At 47.2% G+C, this 21712-nt stretch carries 21 protein-coding genes and 1 pseudogene; 5 read left to right on the forward strand and 17 right to left on the reverse strand.

Going from position 1 to position 21712, the window contains the following annotated elements; translation table 11 throughout:
• The first annotated feature begins 448 nt into the window (after window positions 1-448).
• The 3 genes and pseudogenes from ACU37H_RS09445 to ACU37H_RS09455 all read left to right on the forward strand — a co-directional run bounded on the left by ACU37H_RS09445 (window position 449) and on the right by ACU37H_RS09455 (window position 2744).
• Window positions 449-1318, forward strand: a complete 870-nt coding sequence (locus tag ACU37H_RS09445) for a hypothetical protein (RefSeq protein ID WP_472701772.1) — start codon at window positions 449-451, stop codon at window positions 1316-1318.
• Window positions 1319-2234: 916 nt separating this feature from the next.
• Window positions 2235-2309, forward strand: a pseudogene (locus tag ACU37H_RS09450) (type II toxin-antitoxin system HigB family toxin); the annotation flags it as partial.
• Between the two features lie 87 nt (window positions 2310-2396).
• Window positions 2397-2744, forward strand: coding sequence for a helix-turn-helix domain-containing protein (locus ACU37H_RS09455; protein ID WP_472701771.1), 348 nt, complete (start codon window positions 2397-2399; stop codon window positions 2742-2744).
• Window positions 2745-2747: 3 nt separating this feature from the next.
• On the opposite strand, the gene ACU37H_RS09460 is transcribed toward ACU37H_RS09455, so the two are convergent.
• From ACU37H_RS09460 to ACU37H_RS09515, 12 genes are all read right to left on the reverse strand, one after another.
• Window positions 2748-4070 (reverse strand): DUF58 domain-containing protein, encoded by a 1323-nt coding sequence (locus ACU37H_RS09460; RefSeq protein WP_472701770.1) that lies wholly within the window; start codon window positions 4068-4070, stop codon window positions 2748-2750.
• A 66-nt stretch (window positions 4071-4136) separates the two neighbouring features.
• Window positions 4137-5114: an AAA family ATPase gene (locus tag ACU37H_RS09465; protein WP_472701769.1), complete on the reverse strand. Its 978-nt coding sequence runs from the start codon at window positions 5112-5114 to the stop codon at window positions 4137-4139.
• Window positions 5115-5125: 11 nt separating this feature from the next.
• Window positions 5126-6343 (reverse strand): DUF4350 family protein, encoded by a 1218-nt coding sequence (locus ACU37H_RS09470; protein WP_472701768.1) that lies wholly within the window; start codon window positions 6341-6343, stop codon window positions 5126-5128.
• Entirely contained in the window at window positions 6344-7093 is a 750-nt protein-coding gene (locus tag ACU37H_RS09475) for a DUF4129 domain-containing protein (protein WP_472701767.1), read from the reverse strand.
• 68 nt (window positions 7094-7161) lie between these two features.
• Entirely contained in the window at window positions 7162-8136 is a 975-nt protein-coding gene (locus ACU37H_RS09480; protein WP_472701766.1) for a stage II sporulation protein M, read from the reverse strand.
• Window positions 8137-8383: 247 nt separating this feature from the next.
• The gene (locus tag ACU37H_RS09485) at window positions 8384-9358 is read right to left on the reverse strand and encodes an NAD-dependent epimerase/dehydratase family protein (protein ID WP_472701765.1); all 975 of its coding nucleotides are present in this window, start codon (window positions 9356-9358) and stop codon (window positions 8384-8386) included.
• Window positions 9355-10140, reverse strand: coding sequence for an SDR family NAD(P)-dependent oxidoreductase (locus tag ACU37H_RS09490; RefSeq protein ID WP_472701764.1), 786 nt, complete (start codon window positions 10138-10140; stop codon window positions 9355-9357). Before ACU37H_RS09490 ends, ACU37H_RS09485 begins: the two co-directional genes overlap by 4 nt.
• A 127-nt stretch (window positions 10141-10267) precedes the next feature.
• Complete coding sequence (locus tag ACU37H_RS09495) at window positions 10268-10978, reverse strand: head GIN domain-containing protein (RefSeq protein ID WP_472701763.1); 711 nt, start codon at window positions 10976-10978, stop codon at window positions 10268-10270.
• A gap of 105 nt (window positions 10979-11083) precedes the next feature.
• Window positions 11084-12097: a hypothetical protein gene (locus ACU37H_RS09500; protein ID WP_494407603.1), complete on the reverse strand. Its 1014-nt coding sequence runs from the start codon at window positions 12095-12097 to the stop codon at window positions 11084-11086.
• 54 nt (window positions 12098-12151) lie between these two features.
• Window positions 12152-13885 (reverse strand): STN and carboxypeptidase regulatory-like domain-containing protein, encoded by a 1734-nt coding sequence (locus ACU37H_RS09505; RefSeq protein ID WP_472701761.1) that lies wholly within the window; start codon window positions 13883-13885, stop codon window positions 12152-12154.
• Between the two features lie 2 nt (window positions 13886-13887).
• Entirely contained in the window at window positions 13888-14832 is a 945-nt protein-coding gene (locus tag ACU37H_RS09510) for a FecR family protein (protein ID WP_472701760.1), read from the reverse strand.
• Window positions 14833-14838: 6 nt separating this feature from the next.
• On the reverse strand, window positions 14839-15375 hold the full coding sequence (locus ACU37H_RS09515; protein WP_472701759.1) for an RNA polymerase sigma-70 factor: 537 nt from the start codon (window positions 15373-15375) through the stop codon (window positions 14839-14841).
• 284 nt (window positions 15376-15659) lie between these two features.
• On the opposite strand from ACU37H_RS09515, the gene ACU37H_RS09520 reads away from it, so the two are divergent.
• On the forward strand, window positions 15660-16460 hold the full coding sequence (locus ACU37H_RS09520) for a DUF8484 domain-containing protein (protein WP_472701758.1): 801 nt from the start codon (window positions 15660-15662) through the stop codon (window positions 16458-16460).
• A gap of 4 nt (window positions 16461-16464) precedes the next feature.
• Here ACU37H_RS09520 and ACU37H_RS09525 read toward each other — a convergent pair whose 3' ends face one another.
• From ACU37H_RS09525 to ACU37H_RS09540, 4 genes are all read right to left on the reverse strand, one after another.
• Window positions 16465-16923: a hypothetical protein gene (locus tag ACU37H_RS09525; RefSeq protein ID WP_472701757.1), complete on the reverse strand. Its 459-nt coding sequence runs from the start codon at window positions 16921-16923 to the stop codon at window positions 16465-16467.
• Between the two features lie 3 nt (window positions 16924-16926).
• Window positions 16927-17355 (reverse strand): hypothetical protein, encoded by a 429-nt coding sequence (locus ACU37H_RS09530; RefSeq protein ID WP_494407604.1) that lies wholly within the window; start codon window positions 17353-17355, stop codon window positions 16927-16929.
• A gap of 89 nt (window positions 17356-17444) precedes the next feature.
• Window positions 17445-18371, reverse strand: coding sequence for a tRNA (adenosine(37)-N6)-dimethylallyltransferase MiaA (miaA, locus tag ACU37H_RS09535; protein ID WP_494407608.1), 927 nt, complete (start codon window positions 18369-18371; stop codon window positions 17445-17447).
• A 53-nt stretch (window positions 18372-18424) separates the two neighbouring features.
• Complete coding sequence (locus ACU37H_RS09540; protein ID WP_472701755.1) at window positions 18425-18988, reverse strand: IS1096 element passenger TnpR family protein; 564 nt, start codon at window positions 18986-18988, stop codon at window positions 18425-18427.
• 324 nt (window positions 18989-19312) lie between these two features.
• On the opposite strand from ACU37H_RS09540, the gene nhaA reads away from it, so the two are divergent.
• Complete coding sequence (gene nhaA, locus ACU37H_RS09545) at window positions 19313-20653, forward strand: Na+/H+ antiporter NhaA (RefSeq protein WP_472701754.1); 1341 nt, start codon at window positions 19313-19315, stop codon at window positions 20651-20653.
• A gap of 10 nt (window positions 20654-20663) precedes the next feature.
• Here the strand turns inward: nhaA and ACU37H_RS09550 are convergent, their stop codons facing one another.
• On the reverse strand, window positions 20664-21626 hold the full coding sequence (locus ACU37H_RS09550; RefSeq protein WP_472701753.1) for a family 43 glycosylhydrolase: 963 nt from the start codon (window positions 21624-21626) through the stop codon (window positions 20664-20666).
• Between the last annotated feature and the right edge of the window lie 86 nt (window positions 21627-21712).

Below are 21712 nucleotides of genomic sequence, written 5' to 3' on the forward strand. Positions count from 1 at the left end.
AAGTTAGGGGAAAAGTATGAAGTCGGGAAGCGGAAGCGGTGGGAGGAGGTGGAAGATGTGTTTTTTTAATATGCAAACAGAGGAGGCATAATACTTTTTGCAGATCCGACAAGTATAAATATCCTGGAAGTGGCTGAAAAATTCTAACAAAAAATCATCCAAGCATGCAGGAAAGCGACGGATGCCATGCGACGGTCTAAAGTCCGCCTAAAAGATTTTAGCATTTAATGAAATACATTAAAATAAATATATATTTTAAACTTTGCGTATATTTATACTAGCAAAATCATTTGCCAGACGCCTGCACTTTAAGTTCAATACAGGACATGAAGCGCCTTACAAAATGACCTAAAAAGAAGCAGCACCCTGAAAAGATACTTTTGCTAATGGTGAAATTCTGACACAGCACCTAACCTGAAGGTAAGACTAACTTGAAAAATGTTTAATCATGAGAATTGTAAGCCAAATTTTACAACCTGTAAAAAAGTTTTCAAAAGGGATGCTTGCTCTTTTGACTTTAAATCTAATTGTTGTTGCTTGTGTATTCCTTCTTGACTCATGCAAAAAAGCAGCTTATGAAAAAAGCGAACCTAAAAAAGCGAACGAAAAATTTACTGCAGCTTTAGAGAAAAGTAAGAAAACTCTGGGGAATATAGGATTTTCGAAAAGAACGGGTAAAGGAACAGTTGCGCGAATTGCGGCTCCCCCATCTAATGAGTTGACCGTATATGTTCAATTTCCTGAAGAAGTTACGCAGGAAGATTACGCCTTATTTCAAAATACGACTTCAATACGAGCCATGGTTGATTTAATACATGAAACCGATGCCATCATTCAGTATAAAAAGACATCTGAAAACGTTGACTATCAGATCAACGTGCCAGTAGAAAAAATTATGTCTGGCTTAAACCCCTTAGTCCGGGAATCCAAACAGTATTTATACGCTAAAGGATTTACCGAACAAGATATTCAACAAATGATTGCTGAGGAAGATGCAGAGGAAATTGACTTAATCCCTCTTGTCATGGCTTTAACTCAAATAGAAAATACTCAACCTGTAGCTACCAATTATCCGAATTTTCTTCTTTCAGATGTTCATGTAAGAACAATTACTTGGAGTGATGCTGGCGCGTGTGCTGTGGCGGCTCTATTGGGAGACTTTGCAGGCTTTGCCTATGGATCAAGTGCAACTGTATGGAGCATCAGCGCAATGAAAGCTGCCTTTAAAACAATCGCTAAAAAGGCATTGGGGCCCGTAGGTGTTGCTATTGCTGTAGCAGAATTTGGAATTTGTCTCACCGGAGTTTATTTAAGCTAAATACAAAAGATTATGTTGGTAATATATTTCCTGATGATGCCAATTTTTTTATTCGCTCTATTTGGGCGAACCATGAAGTTGGTTTCGTCGATAAAAACAAAAGATACGGATCAAATAAAGATTAATGTAGTTTTCATTGGTGTGATCATTTTATTAGGGGCGCTGTGTGTTTTCGTGCTTGAAACATTGAGAGAATAGTATCAGAATATTAATTCTGCCAACAATACTGCATTGAGCGATGCGGCGGCTTGACATTAAATACTAAACAGATCTTATATGAAAAGAGACCCATGTTATTCGTGAATTTCAGCATATAGAACCCGTACTAAACAGCAAATTATTGAATGCACAGAAAAAGCGTTACAACAATTGCTAAAAGAATGTTGGGACCGATTGGAGTTGCAATAACAGCAGTATCATTTGGCGTATGTCTCGCCGACACATATTTAGCTGACTAAAAAAATAAAAATAATGAATAACGTTTATATACTATTGGCACCCCTATTTATATTTTTTATTTTCGAATAAAGGCATTAATCACTGCTGTTGTGAAGCACAACTCTGATCAAATAAAAATCAATGTATTTTTTTTAAGCATGACAATAATCACGGCGTTGATAATAGTGATAGCGAATGAATTGATTTGACTATTACTTCTTCCAACAGTGCATTGGCTATATGGCGGCTTGACTTCAAATGCTCAACAGTAGTAATTCTGTTGAGCATTTTTTCAAAACTCATCATTTGTAGTTTTATTTCCGCCACATCGCCAATGTTAGCCCGTTAGCGGCAAGCAATACTCAACCCTACAAAACATCGATATCACAACAACCGACAACAACTAAATTGAGAATAACAACGACGAATTGAAAACGATTAAAAAAGCTTTGCCGAAATAAAATTGACCTTTAATAGCGTGGACGCCGTCGGCAATAAAAGATATGTATTTAATATACGTGGAAATCGGTATCGGCTGGTAACAATTATTCTGTTCCAAATTCAGACCGTGTATATTAGATTTATCGGAACACATGCGGAGTATGACAAAATAGACGTGAAAAATATCCAAACAAGCCCCATGATAAAAGATAAGAAACAATATAAAGCGATTTCGAAACGGGTAGAGGAACTTTTACAAATAGTTTCGGACCGCACATCCAACACGGATCCTAAACTGATAGAGTTGGATCTGCTTTCTCAATGGATGGCGGAGTATGAGGAGCAACGCGCACCAGTTTCACCGCCAACATTACATGAAGTAATGAAATTGCGCATGTACGAAAAAAATCTTTCACAAACCAGCCTTTCAAAAACATTGGGCATTCACCCGTCCAGGATCAGCGAATACTTATCAGGGAAAAGTGAACCGACATTAAAAATAAGCAGAGCGCTTGATATTGAACCAGGAATCGTATTGGGTGTATGACTTTTAAATAGTATTCCTGTTCTTCAGTTCCAGGTATTTATTGATCGTGTTTACGGTGAGTTGCTCGGGTATGGTAAGGACGCTGAGGATACCATTTTGCTGTAACTCTTTCACCATGCGTTTCTTCTCAAAAACGAATTTCTCGGCGATGGTTTTCAAATAGACTTGCTCTAAGTCCTGCGCCTTATTTTCCACCAGGCCCTTGATGGAGGTGTTTTCGAAAAACACGACTAACAACAGATGGTAATGCGCAATCTTCCTGAACGCAGGCAACTCCCGCCTGAGGCTTTCTATAGATTCGAAGTTGGTAAACAGCAAGACCAGACCGCGATTGGTAACCCGGTTGCGGATCGTAGCGTATAACCTTTCATAATCGGGCTCGAGAAAATCTGTTTGTTGCTTATACAGAGATTCCAGGATGACATTCATCTGGCCCGGTTTTTTATCAGCCGCAAGAAACGTATCCGGCTTCTCGGCAAACGTGATCAGCCCGGCCTTGTCCTGCTTCGTGATCGCAATATTGGATAACACCAGCGACGCGTTGATCGCATAGTCCAGCAAGGTCATGCCGTTGAATGGCATTTTCATCACGCGCCCTTTGTTGATCACACAGTATACCTGCTGACTCTTCTCGTCTGCATAGCTGTTGGTCATCAGGCTTCCTTTTCGTCCGGTAGCTTTCCAGTTGATCGTCCGGTAATCGTCGCCCCTCACATACTCTTTGATCTGTTCAAACTCAGCACTGTGGCCTAACCTGCGAATGCGCTTAATGCCTGCCTCCTGTAATCGATTGGTAGCGGCCAGCAACTGGAAACGGCGCATCTGTATAAAAGACGGATACACTTTGACCGTATGCCTGGCATCGATCGTATATTTTCTTCTCGTCAACTTAAGCGGTCCGGCTACCATTACGTTGATCTGATCAAAAACATATTCGCCGCGCTGAAGCGGTGTAATGCTATATCCAATCGTTTCAGAAGCTGCGGGCGCTACTTTCAGTGAGCGCTCCCAATCCCGGATCTGCAACTGAACAGGCAGCTCATCAATGACGCGGCACCCAACCGCAAAGCTATACCTGTTGGAGATGAATAAAGAAACCGGATTTTCGTCTCCGATGCTGAACCGGTCGGGAAGCTGCCTTGTCGCCACAATGCCGCTTTTGCTGGAATACAGCAACAGGATGTCGATCACCACCAACACGAGTAACAGTACGAGAATGAGCGATGCGATGGAATACAAGGCAGGAAAAAAATAGCCAGCCATGTACATCACCGCGCAGGCACCGCCGATATAGTAAAGTGTATTATTGAAGTATAGTGATTTCAAAAGAATGACGATAGTGAATAATGATTGGTGAGTGATGTCGGATCGCCTCCGTGACTTACAGCCCGCTTACCTCGGTATTTCCAGTCCGTTGATGATCTGCCGGATCACTTCATTCTCGCTGATACCCTCCATTTCTTTTTCCGGCGACAAAATAATACGATGCCTTAACACCGGTGTTGCTACCCATATAATATCATCGGGCGTAACGAAATCGCGACCGTTGATAGCCGCTGTTGCTTTGGCAGCATTCATGATGGCCAGCGAGGCCCGTGGCGACGCACCCAGGTAAATAGATTTATGATTCCGGGTCTGATACACGAGCCGTGCAATAAATGCCAGCAACTTTTCTTCTATCACAATATCACGCACCTGTTGCCTTACCTGGTTGATCTGAGCGCCCGTAAGCGCTGCATTGATTTGCTCCAGCGCATTGTGATGCCCCATGTGGTGAAACAGCGACAGGATCTGCAGTTCCTCTTCCTCTTTTGGATAAGGCACTTCGATCTTAAACAAAAAACGGTCGAGTTGCGCCTCCGGAAGCCGGTAAGTTCCCTCCTGCTCCACCGGGTTTTGAGTAGCCAGCACCATGAACGGCGCATCCATCGGGTAGGTAACGCCATCAATAGATATCTGCCGCTCTTCCATAACTTCCAGTAACGCTGCCTGCGTTTTGGCGGGTGCGCGGTTCACCTCATCGACCAACACGATATTACCGAATACCGGTCCTTTCTTGAATTCAAAGCGCGCATCGCCCGGATTAAAGACTGGGGTACCGATTACATCAGAAGGCATAAGATCAGGCGTAAACTGGATACGCGTAAAAGTGGCGTCTACAGCCTTGGCTACCAGTTTCGCCGTCAGGGTCTTGGCCACACCGGGCACCCCTTCAATTAACACGTGCCCGTCTGCAAGCAGTGCCGTTATGATCAGCCGGATCATGTCATCCTGGCCAACGATCACTTTTTTTATTTCTCCGGTGATCCCTTCAACCGCCTGGTTGAGCTGTCGAAGATCTACACGGTTTTCAAAAATCGGTTCTTGCATATAAAAGGCTTTTATTCGTTTTTATAAAATTCATCGATATTATGTTGCAGCGCAATTAATTCCGTGTCAGTCGAAACACCCTCGTTAATGACCCGGCTGATCTGCGATGCAATTTCCCGGATCAGCGCCGGGTTGACACCGGATTTGTCACTAAGCTCCGTTACAAAATCAGCGTTCAGCTCTGTGGAGAAAATCCGGTAGCGACTCCGCACATGCTCCAGAAAATAGGTACTCATTTTTTGAGCAAGATTGACATGGTCTCCCCGTTCATAATACAGCAAGCCCATCGTCTTCACAAACTCCAGTGAATCATTAACAGGCCGGGGAATGATGGGAATCGCCCGTTGTTTGCGCCGCATCTCGGTCAGGACAAATATTAACAGGAACAATAACGCGGTAAGCACACCCGCTCTGAGGTACTGGTTTTTCATGATAGCACTGAACCAGCCACCCTGACTATCATTGTTGCTATGCCGTTGACTAAAATACTCATCCCATATGATCAGCGGCGTATCATCCGGGAACAAGGAAAAGATCTTTTCAAAGTACTCGATATTGTTACCATATAACAAAAAATAGTTACTAAAGGCTATCGGAGACAAATGGATGTATAAATTACCCGTGCCCTTTTTGAGATGGATAAAGTTGGGTTCACCCGTTTGCGCGTAACCCAGGACTTTCGAAATAGTCGTATCCGTGTTCGTAAAAACGCTTTCCATCAGGTAATCCGGGTACTTGTAACTGGCCAGTGCGGGAAAAGGCGGTACCGTCAGGTGCACCTGCATGGAATCTTCACCCTCCCGGATGTCATGCACAGAGAAAGAAGTTTTTCGTTGAGCAGAAGCGTTGATTAATCTGCTGACCAACGGGTTGCTGTAGAAGGTACTGATGAATACGTTATTGCCCCTGTCGATGAAAGTGATAAGGTCATTCATATCCTCCCGGGCCGGATCAAACTCATCCTGGAGAATCACATAAAGCTGGTGCGGCTTGTAATCGCCAAACATCTTATTGTCGCCGGGATTGGTGTAGCTGATCTTGAATGGCACTCCCGGAAAAAATCTTTTCAGGCTTTCATGAAAAACAAAAGCGCCGTAAGGATTTTTGTCGCGCTTGTCCAGTGATATATTCTGACTAAACGTTCGTTCACGTGGTGCACGACGCCCGAGGTAAGCAGCTAAAGCGATGATTGCAACCGCCCCTAAGATGTATGGTAACGCTCTTTTCACTTATCCGTTAATCTTTTTAAACAGGTTAGCAAATGCTTCTTCCATCTTCCCATACTGCTCTTTGTCAATGGGGAATAATCCATACCAACTATATTCATAATGCCGGGTTACATCGTGGAATTGATCATAATGAGGCGTGGACCGCGTTTGCTGCAGGTACTCGAAATTCGTTTTGTCGGGCTGGTATTTGATGACTTCCTTTTGTGAAAACGCTTTTAGCAGCTGCAGGTATTGCATCCGGACCGCCAGGCGGTAATCACCAGCTGCCACCGCTTCACGGATCGCGTTGGGGAAATTGATAGAAAAGAGGTCCTTCTGATCGGGATCCTGATGGCCCTGAGCAGACAAGCGGGCGGCCTTCTTCCTGAACAAGAGCAGATCATTATTTTTTAAATACCAGATCAGTATGACTACGAACAGTCCAATGACAATATATAAAAACAGATTGCCTGTATAGCCGTTTCGGGAGCCGCTCTTTTTTTTCTGCGGCTGCCGAAGCCCGTCTGTTACATAACTAAAGTCAGCGCTCTTTTTCAGCGTTTCCGTAAAGGCCCTGTCGCCCTTACGCCACTGAACCGGAGCCACGGTCAGGGTGTCTATCACATCTAATTTATTGGCCTCGTCCTGCTCCACAGACGCTTCATAGTTTTCGTCGACTTCGTACAACTCCTCCACGTCCTCAGGAGGTTCCGTAGCAGGAGCCGGCGGAGTGACCACTCCAATCGAATCATCCGTCTGCCCCTGCGCCATCCCCCTTGTTTGGAGCAGTAATGTGCTTATGCAGATGAGCCCATATAATAAGTGTCTACAACGGTGTGTCATGCCTTCACCTCCGGTTCTGCTATTTCCGTGGCGGGCGTCCTGGATAGCCTCGCGGGATAAATGATAAAATACCACACCACAAAGAGGGCTGACGCAACGGTGATCAGGGTGGTGAGCCAGGCCGCGTCATTGTACAGCCTTGTAATCAACCCTTCGAAAAATGCGGCTACCACGAAGACCGGTAAAATGCCGATCATTATTTTAACGCCATCTTTGGCGCCTTCCCTGAACGCCTCGATCCTTTTTTTGGTGCCGGGAAACAAGTAGCTTTTGCCAAGTATAAATCCGGCCGCACCGGCTATGATGATCGCAGTGATCTCGAGGGTGCCGTGGACGAATACCACTAACCAAAACTGCAGGCCGTACCCGTAGGAAGCAAAGAGCTCATCAAAAACGCCGACCATCGCGCCCGTTTCAGCCAGCTTGTACAGTGTGGGTATGCCACAAAAAATACCAGACACAAAGAATACAAATGCGACCTTGATATTGTTGATCATGATCCCCAACCAGCTCAGCAGCGGATTACCGCCTTCATAAATACCAAACGGGTTGCTGTTCTCAATGTTTTTGACGGTCTCGTTCACGTAGTCATTTCCAAAGAAATTGCGCGCCACTTCTACATCCTGGCGGGATACGAGAAAACCTAACAGGAAAAATACGATGAAGAGAAGGAATGAGAATAATACAGTCTTGCGATATTTATAAATGGTCAGGGGTAATTCATATTTCCAGAACGACGCAAACCGGCTGCTTTCCTCTTTCCGGTTCCGGTAAATATCAAGATACATTTTAGCGGCCTGCTTGTTCAGGTAGCCGGTTGTTTTGCTTCCTGCATAAAAAGTTTTCGCATAGGCCAGATCGTCGACTATCTGTGTAAAAGCGGTAGCCATTTCATCAGGTGAAGTGGGCGGCTCGGTTTCGTTTTTCAGCCAACGGTCTTTGTTCTTTTTAATAAATAACGCCTCTCTCAACTCAGTCTGTTTTGAACTAAAATACAAAATTTCTTGGGAAAAGACGGAAGTCCGAAGCCCGAGGTCCGGAGAAGAGAGTCGGAAGACGGAAGAGGGATGCAGAACGTCCGAAAGTCGGAGGACGGAAGACGGAGAAAGAAAGGCCGAAGTCGAAGGACGGGAGACCGAAGTTAAAGGCCGACGCCCGCACATCACCTCCGACCCCCCGTCCTCTGACTTCTGACCTCAGACTTTCGGACTTCTGACCTCAGACTTCTGACCTCTCCCGCCTGAAATAGTCCACACTTTCGGCAATAGCCATGTCAATATCCTGGTATTGCATATCCAGCGCGGCAACAGAAGTACGGTTATCGTAATAGTTATCGACACACAGGATCTGCATGTTATTCGAACACAGTTCGGTTTTGACATGGAGGCGCCGTAAAAGGTCTCCCAAGGCGCCTGCGACCTTGAGCAGGAAAGCAGGTAGCGGGATCAAAAGCGGCTTTCTTCCGGTGTGAGTGCTTAATTTCTGAAAGAATGCCTTGTAGCTCAGGTTGACGCCTGCCAGCAGGTAGCGACGCCCGTTCTGCCCCTTATGAAGACACCGCTCGATTGCAATAGCGACATCCCTTACGGCTACGAAATTTTTTCCGCCAGGCGGATAGAACAAGATACGATTCTTCATGCCCATCAGGATTATTCTCCCGCTGCTGGGTTTGCTATCGTGCGCCCCGATCATAAAGGTGGGATTTAATATATGCACCTGTATCTCGTCCTGGCGGGATAAAACATACGCCTCAGCGGCGGCCTTGCTCCTGGCGTAAAAAGATTTTGTAAAAGGCGGCGCCATCGGCTTTGCCTCCGGTGGATCAGCATCCGGGCTGATACCGTATCCGATCGTGTTAGCCGTGCTTACATATAAAAATTTAGGCACGCCTGCTTTTATTGTGGCAGTCAACAGGTTTTTCGTTCCGGTATAATTGACCTCATAATAATCTTCATAACGAATCCGGTTTTGCTGTGTCATGGCAGCCACATGCACCACTGCATCCACCTCTGATAGATATGGCGTAAGATCGGAAGTCAAATCTCCTGTGATCAGCTGTAACCGTTCATGCCGGTCGCCACGATAGCTGCTTTCATTACGCACGAGACCCCTGACCGTATACCCCTTTTCTAATAACCACAAAACAAGGTTGGTTCCGAGCAAACCGCTGATGCCTGTAACAAAGACGGTCATTGTATTTCCTTTTTGATATTATAGGTAAGCAAAGGTAGCTTTATCCAGATCGGAAGCAGGTACATCGCCAGCCAGCTCCAGGGATTGACCATAATGACGCGGTCTTTCTTGAACAATCGCCGGATGCAGCGGCCTGCTACCTTGTCGGGATTTAACAACGTCATTCGGCCCACAAGCCCGAGCTTTTTGATTCTCATACACACATCGGGATTGGTCGCCATGGCACCGGGATTAACAACGCTGACAATAACCCCTGTATTTTTAAGCTCTTCGCTCAAGCCCCTGGAAAAAGAATGGATAAAGGTTTTAGAAGCCGGATACACCGTTTTGTAACCGATCGGTGAAAAAGCTGCCATGCTGGAAACATTGAGTATGTAGGCCTGTTGCTGACGCAGCAGATTGGGCAACAACTGGTGGGTCAATAAGGAAGTGGCGACCACATTGAGCTGCATGATGCTGTCAATATATTGCACCGTTGCCTCCGTGAATTTCTTGGTACCCCCGACACCTGCGTTGTTGATAAGTATCTTAATGTCGAAGGAACTGTTGAGCCACTGGCACAAGGAAATGACGTTTTCTTTAACAGACAGATCCGTTTCGTAATAGCGGACGATCACACCATACTGCTCGGACAGTTGCACAGCCTGATCTGCAAGACCCTGACCGGGCAAGCTGACTAATATGATATGTTGCCCCTGTGCTGCCAATTGTCTGGCAAAAGCACTTCCCAGTCCCTGACTGGCCCCGGTGATCACTGCGTATGCAGAAGTCTCTTGTCGCATAGTATATCATTTATAATGATCCCATTACCGCACCGGCAGTGGCGGCCATTGCGGCTTTTCTCTTTTTGTACTTCCTGATGAAATAAAGCACGATACTGGCAATCAGCATAACAAGGTGTTTTAAATTTTATAATTTCCTGACATGCCCTGAACCGGATATGCTGGTCTGAATTGCCGGATTGCCGGTGTACCATACGTCACCGCTGCCTGAAATTTGTACGCTTAAGTTGTTTTCGGCCCAGATACGTGCTTCGCCGGATCCCGTCACCTTTACTTTAGCCTGTTCACTCCGGAGCGCCGACGAATGATAATCGCCGTTACCGGTGATAGCAATCTCTTGTTCTTGCACGGCGCCTCCATCAATCGTAATATCGCCGCTGCCGGTGATCTGCGCATCGAGCGTAGTAGCATTGAGGCGGGGCAGGAATATGTTGCCACTGCCGCTGACCCGCAGGGACACAGCCGGCGCTTCAATATCGCTCGTGACCTGGATGTTTCCGGAACCGGAAAGTGTTGCTCCGGAAAAAGCAGGGTTGGACACGTAGATCTTTACGCTTCCTCCTTTGATATTAACGTTGGGCTGGGTTTTCAAGACCAGCGTGTTTCCCGAAACGTCGGTGATGATATAGCGTTGCAGGTTTTGAGCTGCTTCCACTTCTACGCTTTTTGAGGGACCATTCGTGAATATCACATCGCCGCTGAAAGCGGCTTCTATCCTGGTAAAGTCGGACACGGTCCTGGCCTCCCTGACCGCCGGGCCATCGGGGAATACCTTTTTACAACTTTGAGCGGTGATGAGTAAGGTGATGATCCATGAGAAAAGAAATGCTTGTTTCATTTTACTAATTGTTTGTTCTTGATTTTTTAAGATTTAGTGTGGGTTACCCTGAGCTTGTTCAGGGACGATTCGCATACAGCTGCCATGTTCCCGAATGAAGCAGCATCAGAGGTACACCTGCAAACCCGCAAGCGCTCCGGCGGTCAGGGAAAAGGAAGATGCAGGAGCGTTGTGCCGCCAGATATACCCGTTGCCGAACAGTTTAGAGTCCGCATATCGATAGGTATTTATGGAAGGACCTGCGACGATCTCTAAAGCCGGTGTAATGCGGTAAGCCAGCAAGGCCCTTAAAGATTGCGTATGTTTGAATAAAGTGAAATCTGTCTTGCTCAATGCCACGGCTTCCGCATTCACGCGTAGTTGGGAGCTCAGCGGGATATGATATCCTATACCGGCCTCCATCTGCAGCAGGGTGCGCCGCTGGTCATTTCCGGCACCGATGCCGATAATGCCATAGGTCTTGCGACCGCCTGTGCGCAGCACTACGTTGACCGATGCGTCGTCATAGACCTGCACACCGATCTGTTGTTCGCCGCTCTTAATGAAATTGAGGATAGCAATCGGATAATCCGAACTGTCGGCAATATTGATCAAACCGGCAATCTGCACACCTTTGACGACACGGGCGCTATTGACCAATCCGGCTATTTGTGTGTGGACATATCCGCTGCTATTCACCAGTCCCGCGATCTGTAAGGATTCATAACGGCTGTCATTCAGAAGCCCGGCTATTTGTATAAATCCGTTGCCTGACTTATGGTTGTGGATACCGGCGATCTGGACGCCTCTGCCGTTAGCCGCACCGTTATGGATACCGGCGACGCTGACACCTTTGTCTGAACCTTTCACGCGGTTGACAATTCCACTAACGAGAACACCTTTGTTGTTGCCGTGCAGGCGACTGTATAAGCCGGCAATAGCCGCGCCGTTGTTATTGAAGTTAGTTCCCTGTAAGATCTGAAGAGAAAAGGAAGGGCTGATCTCACGCGCGTAGCGCCCCTGCGTGCTTACCGGCGTAAACACGCCTAAATGAATACGGTTCATGACCGGCTCCTGTGCCTGGCTTTTCAGGCTGAACAGATAAATGCCTGCAAATAGAAAATACTTTTTGAGTTGCATGTTGTTGATGTATACAGCTAATACACATTCAACGAACTTCACCCCTATGTTCTTTTAAAAAATATTGATGCCTGCGCTGAAACCGAGATGGATCGGGCCATTGGAACCGGGACTTAAAGGTATCATGTTGCGATGCATCCCTTGATAATAACTATTTGCATGACGATGGACGGGCAACTGGTATTCCAGGCGCGGCCCGGCAAATAACTGGATCTTAGGTTGTATCTGGTAGATCAACATGGGTTGCAAAGAAACGGTGCTATAATCTGTTTCAAACCGGTCAGCAGGTGTGTAATGCAGATTGATCAACTCACCCGCCAGGCCGAATCTTTTACCGAGCCGCCATTCCGTTCCCAGCCCATAGCCAAAAAAGTAATGCCGCCCGATATCCGGATGGATCGTGCCGACCTGCACAATATTGTATAATTGATAACTCCCCGATTTATAACTGATGTTGAACTGACCATTTTCCTGGGCAGACAGGGAAAGCGCATGTTTACCGTTCCGGCTATAATTGAATGGCCCGATGGCGATTCCATGGAGCGTGTCAGCCATATTGAAGGCGCCGAGTTGAAATCCTTTGATGTTGCCGGCATGATTCACCAGGCCCGATACCTGCGCTCCTTTGATCACACGCGTGCTGTTGAAGAGACCTGACAATTGAAAACCGCTTTGGAATGTTTCGGTACGACTGACCAGGCCGGCCAACTGTAACCCCCGGTCAAACTGGTCGGCATGATTGAGCAATCCGCCAATCTGGACACCGGAAGTTTGCCTGGTGCGATTGTACAGCCCTCCCACCTGGAAGCCTTGAATATTACTTTTATTGACATTGGCGAGGCCGCCGATCTGTACCCCTGTCACATTGCCGCCTACATCGTTATACAAGCCCGCTACCTGAACGCCATTCACAGTTCCGCCTACGACGTTAAACAGACCACCGACCTGCACAGAGCGCACATGCTTCTGCACGATATTGAACAAACCTCCGATCTCCAATGCATCTACCTGGGCTGCGTAGCCACCCAATACATTGAAAGAGATCTTGTTTTCCTGCTGCCCTTTGAGCGCGCTCTTGGTGCCGATGCCCGGCCAGAACCCCAGCTGAAATTTGCGTTCATAAAAATAGTTTTTCAGGTTAAGGCTGTTGACCTTCTGCCGCGTGCCGATTACAGTCCGCGCCAGCCAATGGCGCTCCACCGAACGGACAACCACACTGTCTTCTGTCCTGATATTGGGCGTGAGCCCTATTTTAACCGGTGCAGGAGGACGACCAGAGACGGTAAAGCTCGTGTCATAGTAGGATATGCGGTTCACCACGAGGCGCAGCTCTCGGTCGGCCGGTACTCTCAGCGAAAAATGACCCTGATCATCAGACAAGGTCCCGATCTTAAGATCAGGTTCGTATATGGTCACATATTCCAGCGGCTTTTGATCACTATTGTCAAAGAAATCTCCCTGGATCGTCATATACTCCTGTTCTTTTTTCCGGATCACGATCTTGTTGTTATTGGTCACGTAATAATAATCGCGATCCAGGATCATATCCAGGATCTCCTTGACTGTTTTTTGATGCGCGGTAAAGGACAGCTTTTTCTGGTTTTTGATGAACTGGTTATCATACGAAAAATAAAATCCGGCTTTGCGCTCTATCTGCATCAGCGCCTCGTACATAGTAATATTTCTGAAGTCTACAGAAATGCGCTGTTGTAACATCTTTTCCTGTGCCTGTATCCAACAGGAATATAGGAGCAGCAGCGAAAGTATAAAGGACTTTTTTAAAAGCATGTTTACGGAGTGATGATATACTGGTTATTCTCTTTGTGCCATGTGGCGCCGATGGTGACGGCAATGTTATCAATGATCTGTTCGGGCGTTTCAGAGCCGATAAGGTAGGTACTGGTCATCTTCTTTTCCTTCAGTTCGTCTGAAACGATCACTTCAATATTGTAAAGCGTCTCCATCACGCGGGCCAGGCTGTCGATGCGCATGTCCCTGACTTTCATGGTCTGGGTCTTCAGGATCTCGTTGATATCTGTTGTCATATCAGCCACTCTTAACTGACGGGTGACGCTGTCCCTGATAATTTTTTGCCTCGCGACAGCTGTCACGCACCGGCCCTCGAAAGAAGCCTTTACTTTTCCGCTATGCACAAAGACCGTCTGAAACCGGGGCTCCTGGCGGACAGTGAAGGAAGTACCCAACACCTGAACATCCACATCATGGCTGTGAATGATAAATGGTTTTTCGGGGTTTTTGGCGATATCGAAATAAGCATCTCCGTTCAACCTAACCGTCCTGCTGTCGCGGTTAAAATCTTTGGCCACGGACAGTCCGGCTCCGGGAAACAGCGTTACAGCGCTGCCGTCTTCCAGTTTAATGGTTTCCTGCACTTCGACTGCTACAAACTGTTGGGTCCCGGACTGATTCACCATTACGAAAAGCACGACGATCGCAGCAACGGAAGCAGCAACGGCGAGTGCGGACCGCCATCTGAACGAGCCTTGTCTTACCTTGCCCGGCTTGCGGGCAGACAGCTGTTGCTGCAATCTTTCCCAGGCCGCTTCTTTATTATATTGTTGATAGGGGTGTGTTGTTTTCGACTGCGTCCAAATAGTCACTGTATCCTCATACAGCTTTTTATTTTCCGGCGCAGCCTCCAGCCACTGCCGCACTTCTTCGTGCTCTGAAGCGCTCAGTGTCTGTTCGTAAAAAGCTATCAATTTATGCTCCATATATTATCAATTGATGAGGTGAATAATTAATAATGGCACGATGCTGACCAGGTATTCTGACAACCCGCTGCGCAGGAACTTTAAAGCTTTTGACATCTGGTTCTCTACTGTTTTGACAGAAATGTTCATTGTTGCTGCCACTTCTTTATAGCTAAGTCCTGCCTGCCGGCAGAGATAAAAAACAGCGCCGCATTTTTCCGGAAGCTGCTGAACCAGGTATTGTATTTTCTCATGTAATTCCTTTTGTTCTGAATGATGATCGTAGGCCGCATCGTCGCTCTTCAGGATGGAAGCCCGGGCATGCGCCGCCTGCACGCCTTTATGTTTGAGGTGATTGAGACATGCGTTTCTCACGGCCGTGTACAGGTAAGACTTGACCGTTTCTTCTTTGACCGCATCCCTGCCCTCCCAAAGTCTGATGAAAATATTCTGGATAATATCGTCCACATAGGTTTCTGCCTTTAAAATTGAACAGGCATACCCATATAACCCCTCGTAATGAAGGTCAAAAACGTTTTTATATTGAACATTGTCCAGCGCCATCTCCGAATCGCAAAAATAGCATCACTATATAGATTACAACCTGACATTTACCTTCCCCTACGTCCTCCTGAAAATAAATTTCAACTATCACTGATATTGAAGCTATGAAGCAACACACGAATCGGAGAATAATGCCTCTTGAAAAAATTTGGGAGTGGATGTAGAAGCAAAGAAATGAAGGCTTATTGGTATATCCGCGGCTTACCGATGGTTTCGCCTGCCGCCAGCCGGCCCGGTTCTTTGACATTTGCGCTAAACTTGCTATTTTACGGCAAACATCTGATATGCCTGTTGTAACGATACCGACAAGTTTCAATATCAGCCTGGAGTTTGATGCCCCGGGGTTAGGGAGGCGCATGGTCTCCCTGCTCATCGATATGGCTGTACAGTACTTATACCTGCTGCTGGCAAGCCGGTTGATGGCTTCCATCAGCCCGGGCATTTCTTCGTTTAATTCCTGGGCAATCTGGTTGATCCTGATGGTACCGGTATTTATTTATCACATTGTGATGGAAGCTACGACAAACGGGCAAAGCATCGGGAAAAAGATCATGAAACTGCGTGTGGTCAGCATCAACGGCGGTCGCGCCTCTTTAAGCCAGTTGCTGATCCGCTGGCTGCTGCGCGTTTCGGATATGTGGATCCTGATGCTGCTGTATCTTATCGTGTATGTGGCACTGGGAATCGGGACAGTCGAAACCGTACTGGTGGTGCTTTTCGGGTTTAGTTTTTTACTTACGGACATCATATTGGCGAGCCAATCGAAAAAAGCCCAACGCATCGGCGATATCCTGGCACAGACTATCGTGATCAAAACATCTGCGAAGGAAAGCCTGGACAATACCGTTTTTACAGAAGTAGCCGCCGACTATCAGCCGGCCTTCCCGCAGGTGATGCGCATCAGCGATAAGGACCTGAACGTCATTAAAACGATGCTGAGCAACCAAAAAAGCAGCCATCACCACGAAGATCTGGCGATCGCAGCAGAAAAAGTGAAGGCCTACCTGCAAATTGAAACAGACATGTACCCTTATGAATTCCTGGAAAAATTATTGAAAGATTATAATTATTTGTCGGCAAGATAAATGCTTAGCTGCCGAAGGCCGCGCCTAACATGCCTCCTAACAGGGACAACATAAAAATCACAATAACAAAGATCATAATGATGGCGCCTACTTTGAAATAGCCGGAAAGACTTTTTAACGCCACATTGAGTTTAGATTGATCCCGGTCCTTTAACGCGGTTCTGGCCAGCGTAGCAAAACGGAACAGGAAGTAAAAGAGCAACACACTTACCGCAGTAGAGACTAACGCACCGGCATAAACACTGCCTTTCGCTATTTGCAATGCCGTTGCTTCGTCAAATCCTTCTTTTGCAGGCGCTGCCACTTCAGGCAAGGGCTTGACCAGCAATCCAACGACGCCGACCAAGGTAGCCGAAATCGCCAACACTGCTGCGATACCCGCAAATTTTGCCGTAGCGAGTATGTTTCTAAACAAAGGGCTTTGACCCTCTTTCTGCACGTCGTATTCGGAAAACCAATCCATGTGCTATAACAAATTTGAAAGATTACCTAAAAGCTGAAGCGCGCTGAAGGCGATCATTACGATGAAAAAATTCCTGAGATAAATAAATGCCTGTGCGACATGGGCGCTGCTTTTCTGTTGAATGCCCTGGAGTAACAGCTGCGATGCTTTATGTATGTAAAACAATACCAGCGCTACTAAGAAGAACAAAATAAAGAACACAATGACCAGCGCTGAGTAAACGCCGCCAAAGCTGACAGGCATAGATGCGGCAAAACTTTTCAGGATCTCTGCCCCGCCCAATAACATGATTACCACGAGAAAAGAACCGATGGCGAAACCTGCCACAGAGATCATCCGCGTCCATTTGCTTAACTGTAATAAAGCAGCCTCGTCTTCGCCTGTAGGGTCACTATTGAAAATGCTTTCCTGTTGTTGTTCGTCCTGCATCATCCGGCAAAGATACTGCATTGAGCAACGGCAGACATATGCCCGGTCGTTTTATTCCGGGATATCATCAGCGACGGGATCGCAGGGGAAAATTACTGCTGGCCCAGGACAGCCTGGTGTATTTCGAGGACCTGGGGCAATACTTCTTTTCCTTCGGATAGATCGATCCAGTGAAAGCCGGGCTGAGCTTTGAACCAGGTCATTTGTCGTTTGGCATAGCGGCGGGTATTTTGCTGGATGAGCGCCACCGCTTCAGGCAAAGAAATCCGGCCGTCGAAATAATCAAACAGTTCTTTGTAACCGACAGTTTGCAAGGCATTCAGATCCCGGTACGGCAACAAAGCACGCGCCTCGGCCTCTAAGCCCGCTTCCATCATTTGTTCTACCCGCTGATTGATCCGTTCGTTTAACAAAGGCCGTGGTAACGACAGCCCAACGCGGATGATCTCGAACGGGCGTGGCTGCTTTCCGGTATCCCGGTAAGATAAAATGGAGCGCCCCGTGGCCATCACCACTTCCAGCGCGCGCATCGCCCGTTGCGGGTTTTGCACCTCGCCATTGGCAAAAAATAACGGATCTTGCCGTTTCAGGGCATCCTGCAGCCAGTCAAGTCCTTTTTCTTTATATTGATTGATGACGGTTTGCCGGATCTGCTCATCCACCTGGGGAATCAGATCGAGCCCTTCAGTAAGCGCTTTAATATACAGGCCGGTACCGCCGGTGAGCACGACCGTATCATGTGTTGTAAAAAGGTCACTCAGCAAGTCAAGCGCGTAGGTTTCATACCAGGCGGCATTGAGGGAGTCATGGATGCTGTGAGAGGCAATAAAATAGTGAGGCACCTGCGCCAGCTCCCAAGGACCTGGACGCGCTACGCCTATGTCGAGTTCGCGGTAACACTGGCGGCTGTCCGCGGAGACGACAACGGTCCCGAAATGTTGCGCTACGGAGATGGCGTGCCCTGTTTTCCCGACGGCTGTGGGACCCGCGATTACTATTAACGATTTGATAGCTATAATTGGATGGGTTTCGGAACGGTGATGCCTGAAGTGTAGACCCCGCCAGCGATGGATTAATCCTCGTCTTCGCGGTAGTCGTCGGCCGATTCTTCTATTCCCATGTCTTCACCTTCTTCATTCTTCTCATTGAATCCCTCGGCGCCACGGGTCAGATCGTATTTTTCTTCAATATCGGCAAATTTGTCGCCTAATAGGCCTTTTGTTCCATATTGTTTAGGCCCTATGCCCTCACTGCGTACCACGGAAGGGTATTCCTGCCGGCTATCGGCATCCTTGGCTACATTGATCAGCTCGATCAAAAAGTTCCATTGCTTGTGAAAGTCGTAGGTATACGTAAACCGTTGATTGGTATTTTTTATTTCAGAACCGACACTTGTTTCGCCCATGATCAAAGGGTCAACGCGGTATTTTTTGTCGTATTTCTCGAGGGAGATTTCGCGGCCCTGCTGCCAGTTGTCATTACTGCGGTAAAACGTAGCCTGATGTTTATTATCAAACTCGTAGGCTTTTAAAATTGCCTCATGCAATTGAAGAAAGGTCTGTGTATGTTTGATCACCACATCCCTGTAAATGCTATCGTCCTCCTCAAAATAGACCCTGAATTTAAAGATTGCCATAGGGCGAATTTACGGAAATGTGTGGAGATGGGCAGTTTGCAACGCCAGAAAAATTGCGTACGCATAGGTTGGTCAGTGTGCTCCCGATTCGCACAGGCTTCATCTTCTCTGAGCGCGAACATTCGCGGTGACACATCTGTTGGTGTATATATTATATATGCACTTTGTGTTGATCGAAGGCTGGCGCTTGTAAGATAGATTTAAAACAGAATTTTGATGGAAAACTGAACAGTATTAAATATATTTCCGCCCGTCGCTGATGCGGCATACGGCTGCGACAGAGGCGCGACGTAATCATAAACAAACTGTAAATTGTGTACCGGAATGAACCCTTTATATAAAAAGACGCCTATCGATAAATTTGTTCACCCGATTCAACGATTTATCCAGCTGGAAAAATCGGGGGGCATCGTGTTGGGCGCGAGCGTGATCATCGCCCTGATCCTCGCTAATTCTCCCTGGTCAGACATTTATCATCACTTCCTGGAATATAAGCTGGGCTTCCAGTGGAAAGGCGCTACGTATTTTGAATTTAACCTGCACCATTGGATCAATGACGGGTTGATGTCTATTTTCTTTTTTGTCGTGGGCCTGGAACTGAAGCGCGAACTGATAGCGGGCGAATTGTCTAACCCGCGGAATGCCCTGCTCCCTATCGGTGCGGCGCTGGGCGGGATGGTAGTTCCTGCCGTCATCTATTTTGTTTTCAACCCAACCGGTGAGGTGCAGAGTGGCTGGGGTATTCCGATGGCTACTGATATTGCTTTTGCCCTGGGGGTATTGCATTTGCTGGGCAATAAGATACCATTATCATTAAAAGTCTTTCTGACCGCCCTTGCCATTGTGGATGACCTGGGCGCTGTGCTGGTAATTGCTCTTTTCTACACATCCGACATTTCGATGCTGCACCTGGCCATCGGAAGTGCGGTGCTGCTGGCTATGTATGCCGGCAATAAACTCGGTGTAAGAAGTATTTTTTTCTACGCCGTGTTGGGAATTGGTGGCGTGTGGAGCACCTTTTTGTTATCAGGTGTGCACGCAACCATCGCTGCGGTGCTGGCTGCCTTTACGATCCCGGCCGATGTGAAAATAAAAGAGCAGCTGTTTATTGATAAGATCACCCATTACCTGGACCGCTTTAAAAATATTGACCCTACTGATTATGTACCGACATTAAAAAATGAACAACTGCATATCCTGGAAAAGATCCAGGCCGCGACCATTGCTGCCACACCGCCACTGCAACGCCTGGAACATGCCATGCATCCGCTGGTAACTTTTATCATCATTCCGATCTTTGCGTTGGCTAACGCCGGCATTTCGCTGGATATTGACATCGCCCATTTATTCAGCACGAATGTCGCCATCGGAGTAGCAGTCGGCTTGCTGGTAGGTAAACTTGCCGGTGTAGTATGCTTTACGCTGCTGCTCGTGAAACTGAAGGTGGCCCGGCTTCCGGAAGGCATGAATGTCACTAATTTGTTGGGTGCGGGACTTTTAGCAGGTATTGGATTCACGATGTCCCTGTTCATTACTTCACTCGCTTTTACCGATCCGGTTTATGTCGTGCAGGCTAAGATCGGCATCTTCGTGGCATCGATCATCGCGGGTGTTGCGGGTTATATTACTTTAAAAAGGACCGCCGAACACCACACTCACGGTTGACGGCTATGGGTTACGGAACGATCCTCCATTTTTCTCCGTCGAACTTTACCTGGTTCTTTGACAGGTACCAGGACCGGCCTTTGTCATTATTCCCCTGGAAAAATAAATAGTAGCGTCCATCCCTGGCCTTGAAAATATCAGGATGGCCCGATTCGCTTTCATTCCAGGAACCCGGTTTGCCGTTAGGTAAGAAAGGTACGCTGGACATACGCTCCCACTGAATACCGTCCCTGCTTTTAGCTACACCAATCTGCTGGGGTTCATTGTTGTAAGCGCCTGCATAAAACATGTAGAGCGTTTTTCCGATCTGCACGCAACTGGCTCCTTCCACGCACTGCTTTTCCCAATCCAAGGAAGGCTTTAAAATAGAACTGTCTGTAAGTTGAACCCACTCGCTCCGGTTGAAAGAGGTGTTTAAAGAAGCCGTGGCAGCAACACCCTGCATTTGTATGCGGAACGCGCTGTCTCTTGTAGCAAAATAGAGAAAATAGCGGTTGTTGAAGGCGACCACTTCAGCGTCAATGGCACGGCCGCAGGTCCACTCCCCTGTGGGCCGGAAGATGGGGTTGGTTGCGTTCCGTGTAAAGTGAATGCCGTCATTTGAGGTGGCGTGGCATATAGCATCATTCCTGCCATTTCCATAGGTCTGGTAAAATAAATGCACCTGGTCATTTTTTACCAGCGCGCCCGGTGCACAGAGTCCGTTCTTTTCATACGCTGCGGCGGGTGTGATCGTTCCGATCTTTTTCCAATGGGTCAGATCCTGGCTGGCGGCTATCCCGATACTCCAGCTTTGATTGTTATGCCCGGGCACGGAATAATACATCAGATACTGTCCTTTAAAAAACACTACTTTAGGATCTTTGGCTATCGGCCGGCCGATCACACCGGAGTCGCTGTAATACATGGCCGGCCGCTGCTGAGCGAAGGCCGCCGTGCTACAAAACATCAAAAGTAAACATACCGATCTCATATTTTTACACCGTTTAATCGTTAGTGCCCTGTTTGCCTGCGTTGCATCAGCATCTTCCGTTTTCAATCATCGCGAACATCGCTCTC

The organism is Niabella sp. ZPM-14 (assembly GCF_055693045.2).